This is a genomic window from Serratia sp. NCCP-200, from assembly GCF_059697885.1.
Window position 1 is genome coordinate 21,587 of the sequence record NZ_BAAKUJ010000002.1, and the last position, 16,600, is coordinate 38,186.

Annotated in this window: 13 protein-coding genes; all 13 read right to left on the minus strand. The window is 55.0% G+C overall.

Annotated elements, in window-relative coordinates; all coding sequences use genetic code 11:
* Positions 1-84: 84 nt before the first annotated feature.
* Complete coding sequence (gene accA, locus AC6HVW_RS05420; protein ID WP_021179924.1) at positions 85-1,044, minus strand: acetyl-CoA carboxylase carboxyl transferase subunit alpha; 960 nt, start codon at positions 1,042-1,044, stop codon at positions 85-87.
* A gap of 12 nt (positions 1,045-1,056) precedes the next feature.
* Complete coding sequence (gene dnaE / locus AC6HVW_RS05425) at positions 1,057-4,545, minus strand: DNA polymerase III subunit alpha (protein WP_497569295.1); 3,489 nt, start codon at positions 4,543-4,545, stop codon at positions 1,057-1,059.
* 152 nt (positions 4,546-4,697) lie between these two features.
* Positions 4,698-5,306, minus strand: a complete 609-nt coding sequence (gene rnhB / locus AC6HVW_RS05430; protein ID WP_024484324.1) for a ribonuclease HII — start codon at positions 5,304-5,306, stop codon at positions 4,698-4,700.
* On the minus strand, positions 5,303-6,451 hold the full coding sequence (gene lpxB, locus AC6HVW_RS05435) for a lipid-A-disaccharide synthase (protein WP_024529512.1): 1,149 nt from the start codon (positions 6,449-6,451) through the stop codon (positions 5,303-5,305). The genes rnhB and lpxB overlap by 4 nt, the downstream gene beginning before the upstream one ends.
* Positions 6,452-6,454: 3 nt before the next feature.
* Entirely contained in the window at positions 6,455-7,243 is a 789-nt protein-coding gene (gene lpxA, locus AC6HVW_RS05440; RefSeq protein WP_021179920.1) for an acyl-ACP--UDP-N-acetylglucosamine O-acyltransferase, read from the minus strand.
* A gap of 3 nt (positions 7,244-7,246) precedes the next feature.
* Positions 7,247-7,702 carry a 3-hydroxyacyl-ACP dehydratase FabZ gene (fabZ, locus tag AC6HVW_RS05445; protein ID WP_021179919.1) on the minus strand — a complete coding sequence of 152 codons (456 nt, stop codon included), beginning with the start codon at positions 7,700-7,702 and terminating at the stop codon, positions 7,247-7,249.
* A 161-nt stretch (positions 7,703-7,863) separates the two neighbouring features.
* The gene (gene lpxD, locus AC6HVW_RS05450; protein ID WP_021806107.1) at positions 7,864-8,886 is read right to left on the minus strand and encodes a UDP-3-O-(3-hydroxymyristoyl)glucosamine N-acyltransferase; all 1,023 of its coding nucleotides are present in this window, start codon (positions 8,884-8,886) and stop codon (positions 7,864-7,866) included.
* Between the two features lie 4 nt (positions 8,887-8,890).
* Positions 8,891-9,388: a molecular chaperone Skp gene (skp, locus tag AC6HVW_RS05455; protein ID WP_071682798.1), complete on the minus strand. Its 498-nt coding sequence runs from the start codon at positions 9,386-9,388 to the stop codon at positions 8,891-8,893.
* A gap of 163 nt (positions 9,389-9,551) precedes the next feature.
* The gene (bamA, locus tag AC6HVW_RS05460) at positions 9,552-11,975 is read right to left on the minus strand and encodes an outer membrane protein assembly factor BamA (protein WP_071682799.1); all 2,424 of its coding nucleotides are present in this window, start codon (positions 11,973-11,975) and stop codon (positions 9,552-9,554) included.
* 35 nt (positions 11,976-12,010) lie between these two features.
* Complete coding sequence (gene rseP, locus AC6HVW_RS05465; protein WP_021179915.1) at positions 12,011-13,366, minus strand: sigma E protease regulator RseP; 1,356 nt, start codon at positions 13,364-13,366, stop codon at positions 12,011-12,013.
* Between the two features lie 32 nt (positions 13,367-13,398).
* Positions 13,399-14,247: a phosphatidate cytidylyltransferase gene (cdsA, locus tag AC6HVW_RS05470; RefSeq protein WP_021179914.1), complete on the minus strand. Its 849-nt coding sequence runs from the start codon at positions 14,245-14,247 to the stop codon at positions 13,399-13,401.
* 9 nt (positions 14,248-14,256) lie between these two features.
* On the minus strand, positions 14,257-15,015 hold the full coding sequence (ispU, locus tag AC6HVW_RS05475) for a (2E,6E)-farnesyl-diphosphate-specific ditrans,polycis-undecaprenyl-diphosphate synthase (RefSeq protein ID WP_021179913.1): 759 nt from the start codon (positions 15,013-15,015) through the stop codon (positions 14,257-14,259).
* Between the two features lie 370 nt (positions 15,016-15,385).
* The gene (gene ispC / locus AC6HVW_RS05480) at positions 15,386-16,582 is read right to left on the minus strand and encodes a 1-deoxy-D-xylulose-5-phosphate reductoisomerase (protein WP_071682800.1); all 1,197 of its coding nucleotides are present in this window, start codon (positions 16,580-16,582) and stop codon (positions 15,386-15,388) included.
* Between the last annotated feature and the right edge of the window lie 18 nt (positions 16,583-16,600).

Sequence of the window (16,600 nt, forward strand, 5' to 3'; positions counted from 1 at the left end):
CTTATAACAACATAAAAAGCCGGGGCTGTCTTACGCGCATAAAAAAACCGCCCCGAAAGGCGGTTAGTCATCAGGCGAACAAACTCAGCAGTAACCGTAGTTCATCAGCCGTTGATAGCGACGGTTGAGCAACTCTTCGTTGTTCAGGCCATCCAGATCCGCCAGGTCCGCCAACAGTTGGGCTTTCAACGAAGCCGCCATTGCCGGTACGTCGCGGTGAGCGGAGCCCAAAGGCTCTGGGATCACAGAATCGATCAGCTTCAGCTCTTTCAGACGTGGTGCAGTGATGCCCATCGCTTCTGCGGCAATAGGTGCCTTATCGGCACTTTTCCACAGGATCGAGGCACAGCCCTCCGGCGAGATCACCGAATAGGTGCTGTACTGCAGCATATTCACTTTATCGCCCACGCCGATCGCCAATGCCCCGCCGGAGCCGCCTTCGCCGATCACGGTGCAGATCACCGGGATATTCAGGCGAGACATTTCACGCAGGTTGCGGGCGATCGCCTCAGACTGGCCACGCTCTTCCGCACCCACGCCAGGATAAGCACCTGGGGTGTCGATGAAGGTGATCAGCGGCATCTTGAAGCGGGAGGCCATTTCCATCAGGCGCAGCGCTTTGCGATAGCCTTCCGGTGCTGGCATACCGAAGTTGCGGCGGATTTTCTCTTTGGTTTCACGCCCTTTCTGATGACCAATGATCATCACCGGGCGGCCATCGAGGCGCGCAATACCACCGACAATGGCTTTGTCATCGGCATAGGCGCGATCGCCTGCCAGCTCTTCAAAATCGGTAAAGATGTGTTCGATATAATCCAGGGTATAAGGACGGCGCGGGTGGCGTGCCAATTGGGCAATCTGCCAGGCCCCAAGATCGGAAAAAATCTTGCGCGTCAGCTCAACGCTCTTCTCACGCAGGCGCTGAACCTCTTCGTCCAGATTAATATCTAATTTTTCGTCTTGACGGCTGACTGCGGTCAGCGAGTCAATTTTCGCTTCCAGCTCTGCAATCGGCTGTTCAAAATCAAGAAAATTCAGACTCATAGCATTCCTATTTTAGTCAAATTCCAGTTCCACCTGCTCATTACCTACCAAGGTCCGCAAATCTATCAACAAGCGGTCGGTCGGCGTCACGCGCCAAGTTGCACCAAAGCGCAATCTTGCCCGTGCATCTTCCCGTTGATAGTAGAGATGCACTGGAATCGTCCCCGAGCGATGGGGTTCCAAAGACTGACGGAGACGGTTCAAAAGCTGGTCATCAATTTGCCTGTCCGTCAGCGAGATAGCAAGCCCGCGAGCGTATTTTTCACGTGCTTCACTGATGTCCATTAATTCACGAGCGGTCATTTTAAGCCCGCCGTTAAAGTCATCAAAGCTGACCTGTCCAGTCGCGATCAGGATACGGTCTTTTTCCAACAAATGCTGGTATTTTTCCAAGGCATCGGTGAATAACATGATGTCCAGACGCCCAGAACGGTCATCCAACGTACAAATGCCGATGCGGTTACCGCGTTTGGTCATCATGATCTTGGAAGCAATCACCAGCCCGACGGCGGTAGTCATCTTGCCGCGATCCGTCGGGTGCATATCCTTCAGACGCTGGCCACCAGCATAGCGTTCGATTTCTTTGAGGTACTGGGTGATCGGGTGGCCGGTAAGATACAGCCCCAGCGTTTCTCGTTCACCATCCAGCACCACCTGTTCCTGCCAAGGGGGAACGTTGGCGTAGGATTGCTCCACCTGCTCCGGCGCTTCCGCCAGCACGCCAAACATATCCGCCTGGCCGATGGCTTCGGCTTTGGCGTGCTGATCGGCCGCTTTAAGCGCATCCCCCAGGGAGTTCATCAACGCGGCGCGGTGTGGCCCCAGGCGATCGAACGCCCCAGACATGATCAGCTTTTCCAGAATACGGCGGTTGAGCTTTTTAATATCGGAGCGGGCGCACAGGTCGAACAGATCTTTGAAATACCCCTGCTCGCCGGAATTACGCGCTTCGATAATTGCTTCGATCGGCCCTTCCCCCACGCCCTTGATGGCACCGATGCCATAGACGATCTCACCCTCGTCATTAACGTGGAAGTGATACTGCCCGCTGTTGATATCCGGTGGCAGGATTTTCAGGCCCATGCGCCAGCACTCATCCACCAGCCCCACCACCTTATCGGTGTTATCCATATCGGCGGTCATGACCGCGGCCATAAACTCAGCCGGATAGTGGGCCTTCAGCCACAGCGTCTGGTAAGACACCAACGCATAGGCAGCGGAGTGCGATTTGTTAAAGCCGTAACCCGCGAACTTCTCTACCAGATCGAAGATTTTTACCGACAGTTCGCCATCAATGCCGCGCGATTTCGCACCATCTTCAAAACCGCCGCGCTGCTTGGCCATCTCGACCGGGTTCTTTTTACCCATGGCGCGACGCAGCATATCCGCCCCGCCCAGCGTATAGCCAGCCAGTACCTGAGCGATCTGCATTACCTGTTCCTGGTACAGGATGATGCCATAGGTCGGCTCCAGCACCGGCTTCAACGATTCATGCTGCCACTGGATATCAGGGTAGGAGATCTCTTCGCGCCCGTGCTTACGGTCGATAAAGTTATCTACCATGCCGGACTGCAACGGGCCGGGGCGGAACAACGCTACCAGTGCGATCATGTCTTCGAAGCAGTCAGGCTTCAGACGTTTGATCAAATCCTTCATGCCGCGCGATTCAAGCTGGAATACCGCAGTGGTTTCCGAGCGTTGCAGCATGTCGAAGCTTTTCTTGTCATCGAGCGGAATGGCCGCGATATCTATCGGTTCCAACCCGGTCTTGGCGCGACGGGCGTTAATCATCTCCAACGCCCAGTCGATGATGGTTAGGGTACGCAGGCCGAGGAAGTCGAACTTCACCAGCCCGGCGTATTCCACGTCGTTCTTGTCAAACTGGGTGACCGGGTGGTTACCTTCGGCATCGCAATAAAGCGGGGCAAAGTCGGTGATCTTGGTTGGCGCAATCACCACGCCCCCGGCGTGCTTACCGGCGTTACGCGTCACGCCTTCCAGCTTGCGCGCCATGTCGATCAGCGCTTTGACCTCTTCGTCTGCCTCATAGATTTCTGGCAGCTGCGGCTCTGCGGCAAAGGCTTTTTCCAGCGTCATGCCCGGATCGGGCGGCACCAGCTTGGAGATACGGTCAACGAAGCCATAAGGATGGCCCAGCACGCGTCCCACGTCGCGGATCACCGCTTTCGCCGCCATGGTACCGAAGGTGATGATCTGCGATACCGCCTCACGGCCATACATGTCCGCCACGTGCTCGATCACCAGGTCACGTTTTTCCATGCAGAAGTCGACGTCGAAGTCGGGCATCGAGACACGTTCCGGGTTCAGGAAGCGTTCGAACAGCAGGTCAAACTCCAGCGGGTCGAGATCGGTGATTTTCAGCGCATAGGCCACCAACGAACCGGCACCAGAGCCACGCCCCGGGCCTACCGGCACGTCGTTATCTTTCGACCACTGGATGAATTCCATTACGATCAGGAAGTAGCCCGGGAATCCCATCTGGTTGATCACTTTCAGTTCCAGATCCAGACGCTCATCGTATTCAGGACGGCGCTCGGCACGGACTTCCGGATCCGGGAACAGGAACTCCAAACGTTCTTCCAATCCCTCTTTGGACTTGAGCACCAGGAAATCTTCGGTGGTCATATCGCCGGTGGGGAACTGTGGCAGGAAATATTCGCCCAGACGGATGGTGACGTTACAGCGCTTGGCAATTTCCACACTGTTTAGCAACGCTTCCGGGATGTCGGCAAACAGCTCGCACATATCTTCTTCGCTGCGCATGTACTGCTGCGGGCTGTAGTTTTTCGGGCGTTTGGGATCGTCGAGCGTGAAGCCATCATGGATCGCTACGCGGATCTCATGGGCATCAAAATCATCTTCTACCAGGAAACGGACGTCGTTGGTGGCAACTACCGGCAACCCGCGTTCGGTTGCCAGGGCTACGGCGGCGTGCAGATAGTTTTCTTCATCCGCACGGCCAGTGCGGATCAGTTCGAGATAATAGCTGTCTGGGAAATGCTGCTGGTAAAACTCCAGGCATTGATCGACCAGGGCCTGGTTGCCACGCAGCAGAAACTTGCCGACGTCGCCCATGCGCGCACCGGAAAGCAGGATCAACCCGCTGCGGTGTTCTATCAGCCAGTCGCGATCGATCACCGGACCGGCCGGGCCATAGCCGCGCTGATACGCCCTGGAGATTAATAGGGTGAGGTTTTGATAGCCAACGTTATCGGCTGCCAGCACGGTAAGCTGTGCCAGCTCATCGCCCAGCTCTTCGCTTTGCACATGGAAATCCGCACCGATGATCGGTTTGATCCCGGCACCGTGCGCACTGCCATAAAACTTCACCAGACCACACATATTGGTGAAGTCAGTGACGGCCAAGGCTGGCATGGCTAGCGCGGCAGCTCTTTTCACCAACGGGCCGATCTTGGCTAATCCATCAATCATGGAGTAGTCACTGTGGACGCGCAGATGAATAAAACGAGGTTCGGCCATATCCAGATACCAACGTGTTGGGGTTCAGCAAACTGAACCAGGGTTACATTAGGGTGTGGGGAAGATCACCGTAGCCATTTCCCCTCACCCCGACCCTCTCCCAAAAGGAGAGGGGGCGTAATATTAAGCATCGTGTGAACTATGCGGCTTGGTTACTTAGCTGACGAGCCAGACTCCAGCGCCCGTCTTACCGGGGCAAAACTGCGGCGATGATGCTCGGTGGCCCCCAACACGGCCAGCTTTTCCAGATGGAACGCGGTGGGATAGCCCTTGTGTTGGGCAAAGCCGTAATCCGGGAAAATCGCATCCAGCTCGGTCATCTCGCGATCGCGGGTCACCTTCGCCAGAATCGATGCGGCACTGATTTCCGCCACCCGGCTATCCCCTTTCACCACCGCTAACGAGCGCATCGGCAATTTGGGGCAACGGTTGCCATCAATCAACACCATGTCCGGTGCGATATGCAAACCCGCAACCGCACGCTGCATCGCCAGCATGGTGGCATGCAGGATATTCAGTTGGTCGATCTCGACCGGTTCAGCCCGCCCCAGGCTCCAGGACAGCGCCTTTTCCACGATCTCGTCGTATAACGCCAGGCGGCGCTTCTCGCTGAGCTTTTTGGAATCCGCCAGGCCAACAATCGGCCGTGCAGGATCGAGGATCACCGCAGCGGTCACTACGGCACCCACCAAAGGCCCGCGCCCTACTTCATCCACACCGGCAAACAGCCGGGCGGCAGGGTAAACAAAGGGTTCCATCATGCTTTTGCCAGCTCCAATACAGCCTGAGCGGCCTGTTCATCGGCACCACAGCGAATACTCTGATGCAGTTCAAGGAAGGTCTGCTTCAACAGCTCCGCCTGCGGGCTGTCTTCCAGCAGCGGCAATAACGCCGCGGCCAGCTTATCCGGTACACAATCGTGTTGCAGCAGTTCGGTGACGATTTCACGCCCCGCCAGCAGGTTAGGCAATGAGACATACGGGGTTTTCACCAGCCGCTCCGCCAGCCAGAAGGTAAATGGCTTCATGCGGTAGCCCACCACCATCGGGCATTTTGCCAACATGCATTCCAGCGCTGCGGTGCCGGAAGCCAGCAGGGCCGCATCGCTGGCCACCATCGCCTCACGCCCTTTGCCATCCAGCAGGTGAACCTTGAGCTCCGGCGCAACCTCGGCCTTGATGCGCTCAAACTGCTCACGGCGCTTGGCATTGACCAAAGGCACCACCACTTCCAGATCGGGATAATGCTCGCGTAGCAGTTGGGCGGTACGCAGGAAATCACCACTGAGCATTTCCACTTCGGCATTACGGCTGCCGGGTAGCAATGCCAAACAGCGAGCAGCAGGGTCAATGCCCAGCGTAGCGCGTGCGGCCAGCTTATCCGCCTGCAATGGCATCGCATCGGCCATGGTATGACCAATAAAGCGGCAAGGGACGTTGAAACGATCGTAAAACGCTTTTTCGAAAGGGAGGAACGCCAACACCAAGTCGGTCGCTTTACCAATTTTGAAAACGCGTTTCTGACGCCAGGCCCATACGGACGGGCTGACATAGTGAATAGTGCGGATACCGCGCTGTTTCAGGCGGCCTTCCAGCGTGAGGTTGAAGTCTGGCGCATCAATACCGACAAACACGTCAGGCTTCAGCTCACTGAACCGGCGGGTCAGATCCTTGCGGATCTTCAACAGGCGTGGCAGACGCTCAAGCACCTCTACCACGCCCATCACTGCCAGCTCTTCCATTTCGTACCAGGTTTCACACCCTTCGGCCTGCATCAGCGGGCCAGCGACACCGACAAAGCGGGCGCTTGGGTAGTGCGTCTTAAGCGCACGAATTAAACCGGCACCCAGAATATCACCGGAGGTTTCCCCGGCGACCAATCCGATAGTCAATGGACGATTTGGCATAACTCAGCGAATAATCCCACGGGTAGAACGCGCAAAGAAATCGAGGAACTGCTGCACCACGGGCTGCTGTTGCGCCAGGGTTTCGATCTCTGCTTTAGCCTCGTCGAAGGTCTTCTCGCTGCGATAAAGGATCTTGTAGGCATTGCGGATCGCCTGCATTTCATCCTTATCAAAACCACGGCGTTTCAGGCCTACGGCGTTAATACCAAATGGCGTCGCGTGGTTACCCTGCGCGATGACAAAAGGCGGTACGTCCTGAGCGACACCGGAGCAACCACCGACCATCACATGGGCACCAATCACGCAGAATTGGTGGATCGCGGTCATGCCGCCAATGATGGCGAAATCGTCGATCTCCACGTGACCAGCCAGCGTGGCGTTGTTGGCCAACACGCAGGAATTACCCACCACGCAGTCATGAGCAACGTGCACGTTGACCATCAGCAGGTTGTCATTACCGACTTTGGTCAGGCCCGTTCCCTGCGCAGTACCGCGATGAATGGTGACGCTCTCACGAATGCGGTTACGATCGCCGACTTCAACCCGAGTCGGTTCGCCAGCGTATTTCAGATCCTGATTCACTTCGCCGATAGAGGCAAACTGATAGATCTCGTTATCGCGGCCAATCTTGGTGATACCGTTCACCACCACATGCGATTTGAGGACCGTACCCGCGCCGATTTCCACCTGGGAGCCGACGTAGCAGAAGGGACCTATATGCGCACCAGCGCCGATGACGGCGCCTTCTTCAACGATCGCACTTGGATGGATAAAGGCGGTTTTATCAATCACGGATTATGCCTCCCGGCTGCGGGCACACATCATGGTTGCTTCGCAGACAATTTTTCCGTCGACGGTCGCCACGCCTTTAAAGCGGGTCAGACCACGGCGGGTTTTCTCGAAAGTGACTTCCATAATCATCTGATCGCCAGGCACCACAGGGCGCTTGAAGCGAGCTTCGTCAATACCGGCGAAATAGTACAGCTCGCCCGGTTCCAGTTTACCCACGCTCTTAAATGCCAGGATACCCGTGGCCTGAGCCATAGCTTCCAAAATCAGCACGCCTGGAAAAATCGGTTTACCAGGGAAATGCCCCTGGAAAAACGGCTCATTAACGGATACGTTCTTCACTGCACGCAGATATTTATGCTCTTCGAAATCCAATACACGGTCAACCAGCAAGAATGGATAACGGTGAGGAAGCAGTTCCAGAATTTCTGCAATATCTAGAGTATGAGTGTCAGTAGTCAAAATACTCTTCCTGTCTCTAAAAACTGATGGCATCAACAACACGGCCTGCGTTGACCCCAAAAAGGAGATCATCAGGCAGGCCGCAAATTAACAACTCTTTGCGCTTTTGGCATCATTGCCAACGCGTTTCGTTTTATACCCAGCATCCCGGGCCGTGGTGATTAGTCTTTTCCGACTTTTCGTTCGACAGCTTTCAAGCGCTTGCTAATCTCATCGATATTCATCACCAACGCCGCGGTTTTACGCCAAACTTTGTTGGGTTGTAACGGAATGCCAGAGGAGTATACCCCAGGTTCGGTGATTGGTCGCATAACCATTCCCATCCCGGTGACAACTACCTGGTCAGCAATCTCCATGTGACCATTGATCACACTGGCGCCGCCAATTTGGCAATAGCGCCCGATTTTCAGGCTACCCGCCATGATCACACCGCCCGCGACGGCGGTATTCTCGCCAATCACCACGTTGTGTGCAATCTGACACTGGTTATCTATGATAACACCATTCCCAATCTGGGTGTTATCCAACGCGCCGCGATCGATGGTGGTACAGGCCCCAATCTCAACGCGATCGCCAATAATCACCGTGCCAAGCTGCGGGATCTTGATCCAGTTGCCACGCTCGTTAGCGTAGCCGAAACCGTCCGCACCAATCACCGTTCCCGATTGGATCAGGCAGTGCTGGCCGATTTCCACTTCATGATAAATCGTCACGTTGGCCCACAGACGCGTACCTGCGCCGATGCGTGCCTGCTTGCCGATAAAGCACCCCGGGCCGATGACCACGTTATCACCGAGTTCAACACCGGATTCGATAACCGCGTTCGCCCCAATAGCAACGTTCTGTCCCAGCTTGGCCTGCGGAGAGATCACCGCGCTTGGCGCGATATCTGCTGCGGGTGCTGGCGTGGTGTCCATCAACTGCGCCATACGCGCATAGGTCAGGTAAGGGTTTTTCACCACCAGCGCTGCGCTACGGCAGTGTGGTAGGTCTGCTTCGGTAAGTACCACGGCACTCGCTTGGCAGGAAGACAACTGCTCTTGGTAGCGGCTGTTTGACAAAAACGTGATTTGGCCAGGCTGTGCGGAATGCATAGAAGCAATGCCGGTGATGACGAGATCGCCATCACCGTGCAATTGTGCATCCAACTGCTGCGCTAAATCAGCCAGTCGAATTGAAGGCATGGCGTTATTTAACCTGTTTCAGCACGTCTGCAGTAATATCTTTGCCTGCCGCGAAGTAAGCAGTAGCGTTAACATCGACGACGACGTCATAGCCTTCTTTGCTAGCAATGACTTTCACAGCATCCTGAATACGGCTCAGGATCTTGTTACGCTCTTCCATCTGGCGACGACGATTATCCTGCTCAAAAGCCTGCGCTTTCTGAGAGAACTTCTCACGCTGAGCCATCACGTCTTTTTCCATCTTGGTGCGATCGCTGGCTTTCATGGTAGAACCATCACGCTGCAGTTTCTGCATTTTGGTTTGCAGATCGCGTTCCATGTTCTGGAGTTCGCTTGCACGGCCTTTGAATTCGCTTTCCAACTGCTTGGCTACGGTTTCACGAGCTGGCAGCTGTTGGAAAATGCTAGAAACGTTAACAACAGCAATCTTGTCTGCTGCCTGAACGCCTGCAGAAGCAGCCATTGCTAAACCGAGGCCTGCGGCACATAACCACTTTTTCACTATAAACTCCTTACCATCACCCATTTGTGTCACATGACACTTTTGAAAGTACACAATCTGCCAGACTTATCACGTTACACAATGAGATTTCTCTCGCTATGAGCTGGTTTAAGCCTGGCATTTGCGATTCTTGTACCGCTATGCCCACGGGTGAAACCGGTTATTACCAGGTTTTACCGATGTTAAACTGGAACTGCTCTGACCTGTCGCCGTCGTATTTCTTGATCGGATCCGCATAGGAGAAGACCAACGGCCCCAGTGGAGACATCCACTGCAGCGCAAGACCGGCAGACACGCGAATGTTGCTCGCCTTGCTGTAGTCTGGCACCCCGTACATCAGCGTCTGATCGGTGTTTTCCCAGTGGGTATCCCACACGGTACCGGCATCGACAAACAGTGAGGTACGCACCGAGTTGGCGTATTTCTCGCTGAGGAACGGCGTAGGCGTGATCAACTCCATACTTGCCACGGCCATGGCGTTACCGCCTACCGCATCGTTCGAGCTACAAATCGGCTGAGCGGTGCTGGTGCCTGGCGCGTACTGGCAAGAATACGAGTTGGAATTGTAGTACACGGCTTTTGGACCAATAGTGTTGGACTGGAAGCCACGTACGGTACTTGAACCACCCGCATAGAAGTTTTCATAGAACGGCATTTCTTTACCGCCCAACCCATCCGCATAGCCCAGACGGCCACGACCCAGCAACACCCAGGTCTTGTCATCGTTAAGCGGCATATACTGCGCGGTGTCCAACGTCATCTTGTAGTATGAGTTGTCGGAACCCGGCACGGTCACCTTGGTGTTGAACGTAGTGCGGTTACCCTGGGTAGGGAAATAGCCACGGTCCAGATTATTATAGGTCCAGCCCAGGTTCAGCGTGAAGTCATCGGCTGTAAAGCTGGCGCGATCCTTAAAGTCAGGATAATCGCCCATCGAGTTCAGATAGCGCCACATGGCAATCTGCGGCTGCATTTCTGACAAGGAGTTATGGACGTAACCCAGGCCAGCTCGCAGCGAGTTGTTCTCGTTGATTGGGAAGCCCAGCGTGCCGTCAACACCATAACTGCTGTTGGTATAGTCAGACAGATCGGCATTATTCGCTTTAAAGTCGTTATAGAAGATACGGCCGCCCAGACTCACACCGTCAACGGTGAAGTACGGGTTGGTCACCGACAGCTCGGTATAGGTCTGGTAGTCGTTCTTGGTACCGCTGATGCCAACAGAGTAGCCAGTGCCCAGCCAGTTATCCTGCTGTACACCCGCCTGGAAGCTGACGCCACTTTCGGTACCGTAACCCACACCAAAGTTCAGCGTCCCGGTGTTACGTTCTTTCACCTTATAGGTGATATCAACCTGATCGGGGGAACCCGGTACACGCTGGGTTTCAACATCGACCGTCTCGAAGTAACCCAGACGGTTCAGACGCTCTTTACCCTGCTCGACCTGATCGTTACCCAGCCACGCCCCTTCCATCTGGCGCATTTCGCGGCGCAGAACGGAATCTTTACTGGTGTCGTTGCCTTCGAACTTGATGCGACGCACATAGAAACGGTTACCCGCGTCGATGTTGACGTTCAGCTTCACGGTTTTATCCGCGTCGTTGATTTCAGGCTGAGTTTGTACGCGAGGATAGGCGTAACCATAACGGCCAAACATCTTCTTGATGTTATCTTCCATTTTGGTCACTTTGGTGCCGTTAAACAGCTCACCTGGCTCAATCTTGGTCAACTGGGCCACCTCTGCCGAATGACCGGCCAGGTTGCCATTGACCACCACGCCGGAAAGCTTGTACTGATCGCCTTCGGTGATGTTAACGGTGATATAGATGCCTTTTTTATCTGGCGTCAGGCTGACCTGCGTCGAATCGATATTGAAACGGGCATAGCCGCGATCCAGATAGAAGCTGCGCAGGCTCTCAAGATCCCCCGCCAGCTTTTGCTTCTGGTATTTGCGATCGGCCACTACGTTCCACCACGGCACATCATCACGCAACTGGAAGTGCGCGATCAGCTCATCGTTGGTGAAGGCCTGGTTGCCGACAATGTTGATTTGTTGAATCTTGGCGGAAACCCCTTCCGTGAACACCAGTTTCAGGTCAACACGGTTACGCGGCAACGGCGTGACAACGGCTTTCACCGAGGCACTGTATTTACCGACGCTGTAGTAGAAGTCTTCCAACCCTTTTTCAATGCTGGATAAGGTGGTGCGGTCGAGTGCTTCACCAACCCGGACGCCAGAGGCTTCCAGGTTTTGCTTGAGCATGTCATCTTTCACCGATTTGTTACCGGAGAAAGTGATGCTGGCAATGGTAGGGCGTTCCTTAACCTGAACAATCAGCGTATCACCATCGCGCAGGACGCGAACGTCCTCGAAGTTGCCAGTGGCAAACAACGCACGGATGGTATTACCGATATCATCATCAGAGACGGTATCGCCTACGCGAACCGGCATGTTGAGTAACGCCGCACCGACGGCGACTCGTTGCAGGCCTTCGAAATGAATATCCTTCACTACGAACCCGTCTGCACCGTATACGGTGGCGCTGCCAAACAGCAGCGACGCTATGAGCAACTTTTTCATCGCCATCGTTGTTATGCGTTCTTCCTAACCTGTCCCCGCCCCTAAAGACGAGAAAAATCATTGAAAAGTGCAAGACCCATCAGCAGTACCAACAAGATCGAACCAATGCGGTAGCTGTAGTCCTGTACTCGCTCAGAAACTGGCCCCCCCTTCAGCTTTTCTATCGCCAGGAAGAGGAGATGCCCACCATCTAATACCGGTAATGGGAAGAGGTTGATGATCCCTAAGTTGACGCTAATCAACGCCAGGAACATCATATAATACACAAAACCCACCTCTGCTGATGCCCCTGCTCCCTGTGCAATGGAAATCGGGCCACTCAGGTTGTTCAGCTTTACATCACCGGTAATTAATTTACCTATCATGCTGACCGTAAGGTGCATCAGCTGCCAGGTTTTGTCCCCCGCCTGATACAGCGCAGAGAACGGCCCATATTGACGGATGGTCTTGTACTCATCCGGCAGAGGGATAACTTTAGGTATAATCCCGGCAAACCCCACCGCTTTGTCTTTTCCCACCGGCTTTGTATCTGGTATCAGCGTTAAAGACAAGGGGGCGCCGTTTCTTTCTATCTCTAAAACCAGCGGAAGCCCTGGAGCATTGTGGATACGTTTAACCAACGTAACCCAACGACCAAGTGGCTGACCATCGACTTTAACGATCCTGTCCCCCGCTTGTAAACCTGCCTTTTGCGCAGCCGACCCGGTCTGGACTTCTGCCAGCACGGATTCAATCTGCGGGCCACGCGGGATCATGCCTAGAGAACGCACGGGATCTTCTTTGTCCGGCTCAAAGCTCCAGTGGCGCAAATCCAGGGTTTTGCTCACCTTTTGTGAGGTACCAAACGGAGCAATTTCTACCTCGGTTTGCGCATCACCGATTTTGGTCACCAACGCCAGACGAACAGATTCCCAATCAGGCGTTTCGATACCGTCAACGGACTTAAGTTCCATTCCCGGAGAAATTTCGGCATGAGCGGCAATGGATTGCGGAGTAATTTCACCGATGACCGGGCGGTAACTCGGCACGCCGATGATAAAGACGACCCAATAGGCAAGAATGGCAAACAGGAAATTGGCAATAGGGCCCGCGCTGACAATCGCCGCGCGCTGCCAGACGGTTTTATTATTGAACGCCTCATGACGCAGCTCGGGAGCTACCGTTTCAACGCGCTCATCGAGCATTTTGACATAGCCGCCAAGGGGGATCATGGCGACGACATATTCGGTGCCCTGGCGATCGGTGCGGCGCCATAGCGCACGGCCAAAGCCGATAGAGAAGCGCTCCACGCGGACGCCACAGCGGCGGGCCACCCAAAAGTGCCCGAACTCATGCACGGTGATCAATATACCCAGAGCGATAATAAACGCGACCAAGTTCCAGAGTACGCTGACCATAGAATCCCTTTACTCCCCCCGCCGATGACGGATTAAAACACTAACAGCATCAAGCAGGCAAATACCGGTACCGCTGCGGTCAGGCTATCGATACGATCCAGAATACCGCCGTGCCCCGGGATCAGATGACCACTGTCCTTGATACCGGCTTCGCGTTTGAACATGCTTTCCGTCAGATCGCCCAACACCGAAGCCAGGGCCGCAATTACCGAACAGACCAATAGGGTCATAGGCACCACGTTCAGCGGCGCATAGCGGCCAAACAGCCACGAAATCACGGCAGACGTGACCAGCCCACCGACCAGCCCTTCCCAGGTTTTGCCTGGGGAGACCTTCGGTGCCAGCTTGTGTTTGCCAAACAGCTTGCCGAACATGTAGGCGCCGGAATCTGCGCCCCAGACCAGCAGCATAACGTACAGCAACCACCAGGCACCGGTAAAATGATTCTCTTCATAGCCAAACTGACGCAGTGCCAGCATGCCCCAGAAAAACGGCACGATGGTCAACAGGCCAAAGACCAGCCGCAAGGTGCGCGAATTACGCCACAGCGCCGCCGAGCCTGGATAGAACAGCACCAGCAGCAGAGCCACCAGCCACCATCCCAGCGACAACCATAGCGGGCCAGCGATCTGCAATTGGTGAACAGACTGATGGTAGGCAGGCACGCTGAGCATCATCAGCGCCAATAGGAAACCGCACAATATCGCCAGCCAGATACGTTGGGGGCGGGCAGCAAAGCCAGCCAACTGCCCCCATTCCCAGGCGGCTAACATGCACACAGCGAGTGTTACCAGGGCAAAGCCCATCGGCGGCAGCAAGAACAGCGCTGCGATAACAATCGGAATTAAAATCAGAGCCGTTATGATGCGAGACTTCAGCAAAAGTTCCCCCTAGGACGCATTGGCGTCGATAGGTGTTGTTCCTCCGAAGCGACGCTCGCGTTGTGCAAATGCATTCAGCGCACCTTCAAAGACAAGTTCATCAAAATCTGGCCAGAGTACATCAGTAAAGTAAAGCTCGGCGTAAGCAATTTGCCACAACAAAAAGTTACTGATGCGATGTTCGCCACCGGTACGGATCACCAGATCCACCGGAGACAGGTCGCTCATGCAGACGCGCTCGCCCAGTAACTCTTCGCTGATCTGGTCCACACACAGCGTACCCTGCTGCACTTGCTCAGCCAGATCCTTCACTCCCTGAATAATATCCCAACGGCCACCGTAATTGGCGGCAACGTTAAGCGTCAGGCCATCGTTATTTTCTGTCAGTTGCTCCGAGCGGCGGATACGCTCTTGCAAACGTGCGCTGAACCGGCTGACATCGCCGATCACACGCAACCTGACATTATGTTTATGCAGGCTTTTTACTTCGCTGTCCAGTGCGCGGACAAAAAGCTCCATCAGCGCGGAGACTTCCTGCGCCGGGCGGTTCCAGTTTTCGCTGCTGAAGGCATAAAGCGTGAGTGCATCTAAATGGTGACTGGCGGCAAAACTGACCGCGCGGCGTACCGATTTCACCCCTGCTTTATGACCGAAGACACGTAACTTGCCCTGGCGTTTAGCCCAACGCCCATTGCCGTCCATAATGATCGCGACATGACGTGGCCCATGAGCAGAAAGATTAGCTTCTTGTTGGTTTGCGGACGACATAACTCGTACTTATTTCCTCGGTAGAAACACCACAGCCTTGCCGGAATATCGGACCTTACGCGCAAAAAAAGCCGTGTGCCTGACACAGCTTTTCATTCTGCCTGCCTGGTGCCCCAAGGAGCTCCCGGCAAAGATTGGCGTAAGTTTTCCCCGTTCTCTGGCTTGGCAGTGCCCTATTGGCCGCGTTTGTCAGGTAAAAAGGGCTGCCAATCCGGCCATTATTCAACGGTATAACCGGTGATTATGGCGCAGACTATAACACCTCCGTGAAGCCTGAACAAACGGCCACACGGCGGCCTGGCGAGTTTACCAGCAAATTCAGACAATGTAGCAGAGCCGAATTTGCCCTCAGTACAACCCGTCCAAGTGATTAAACCCGCAGGTTACGAACCAGACCGCGAGCCACCTCACGCGCCTGACGATCGATCTCCAACACCATCTCAATACTGGTTGGCTCCGGCAACGCCATACATTCAACAACCTTTTGGTTCACGGCTGAAATATCAGTGAAACGAATTTGTTGCTGCAAAAATGCCGCTACGGCAATTTCATTGGCCGCGTTGAGCGCGGTGGTCGCCGCCTGGCCCGCATCGAAAGCTTCGATCGCCAAATACAGGCAAGGATAGCGCTCACGTTCCGGCTCAGAGAAGGTCAGCGCTCCGATACGGCAGAAATCGAGTGCTGCCACCCCGGAGTGGACCCTCTGCGGATAAGCCATGGCATGGGCAATAGGCGTGCGCATATCCGGCGTACCCAGTTGGGCCAGCACGCTACCATCGGCATAGCGCACCATGGAGTGGATCACCGACTGCGGATGGAGGATCACTTCCATCTGCTCTGCCGAGGCGTTGAACAGCCAGCGAGCCTCGATATACTCCAGCCCCTTGTTCATCATGGTGGCGGAATCTACCGAGATTTTACGCCCCATCGACCAGTTGGGATGCGCACAGGCCTGATCCGGCGTCATAGTGGCGAACTGTTCCATCGGCGTAGTACGGAACGGGCCACCGGAACCGGTCAGCACGATGCGCGAAACGCCGTGGGCTTCCAGCGAGCTATAACCCAGTTGGCGTTGGATGCTTTCTGGCAGGCTCTGGAAGATGGCGTTGTGCTCGCTGTCCAGCGGCAGCAACTGTGCCTGGCTCTTTTGCACCGCGTCCATAAACAGGCGGCCACAGGTGACCAGAGACTCTTTGTTCGCCAGCAGCACCTGCTTACCGGCACGAATAGCGGCCAGGGTGGGCAACAGCCCAGCGGCCCCGACGATAGCGGCCGTCACCTGATCGACGTCGTCTAATGCGGCCAGCTCGCAGGCTGCCTTTTCACCGGCCAACACGTCGGTTTTCACACCGTTTTCTGCCAGCACGGCGCGTAACTCATTGGCGGCCTGCTCATCGGCCATTGCCGCATAACTCGGGCGGAACTCTATGCACTGCTGCGCCATGACCGCCACATTACGGCCAGCTACCAGTGCCTTGATCGCGAAAAGGTCGGGATTTTCCCTGACCACGGCCAGGGTGCTGGTGCCCACGGAACCGGTGGAACCCAGAATTGTCAGTTGCTTCATGAGATCGCTCTGAATCTA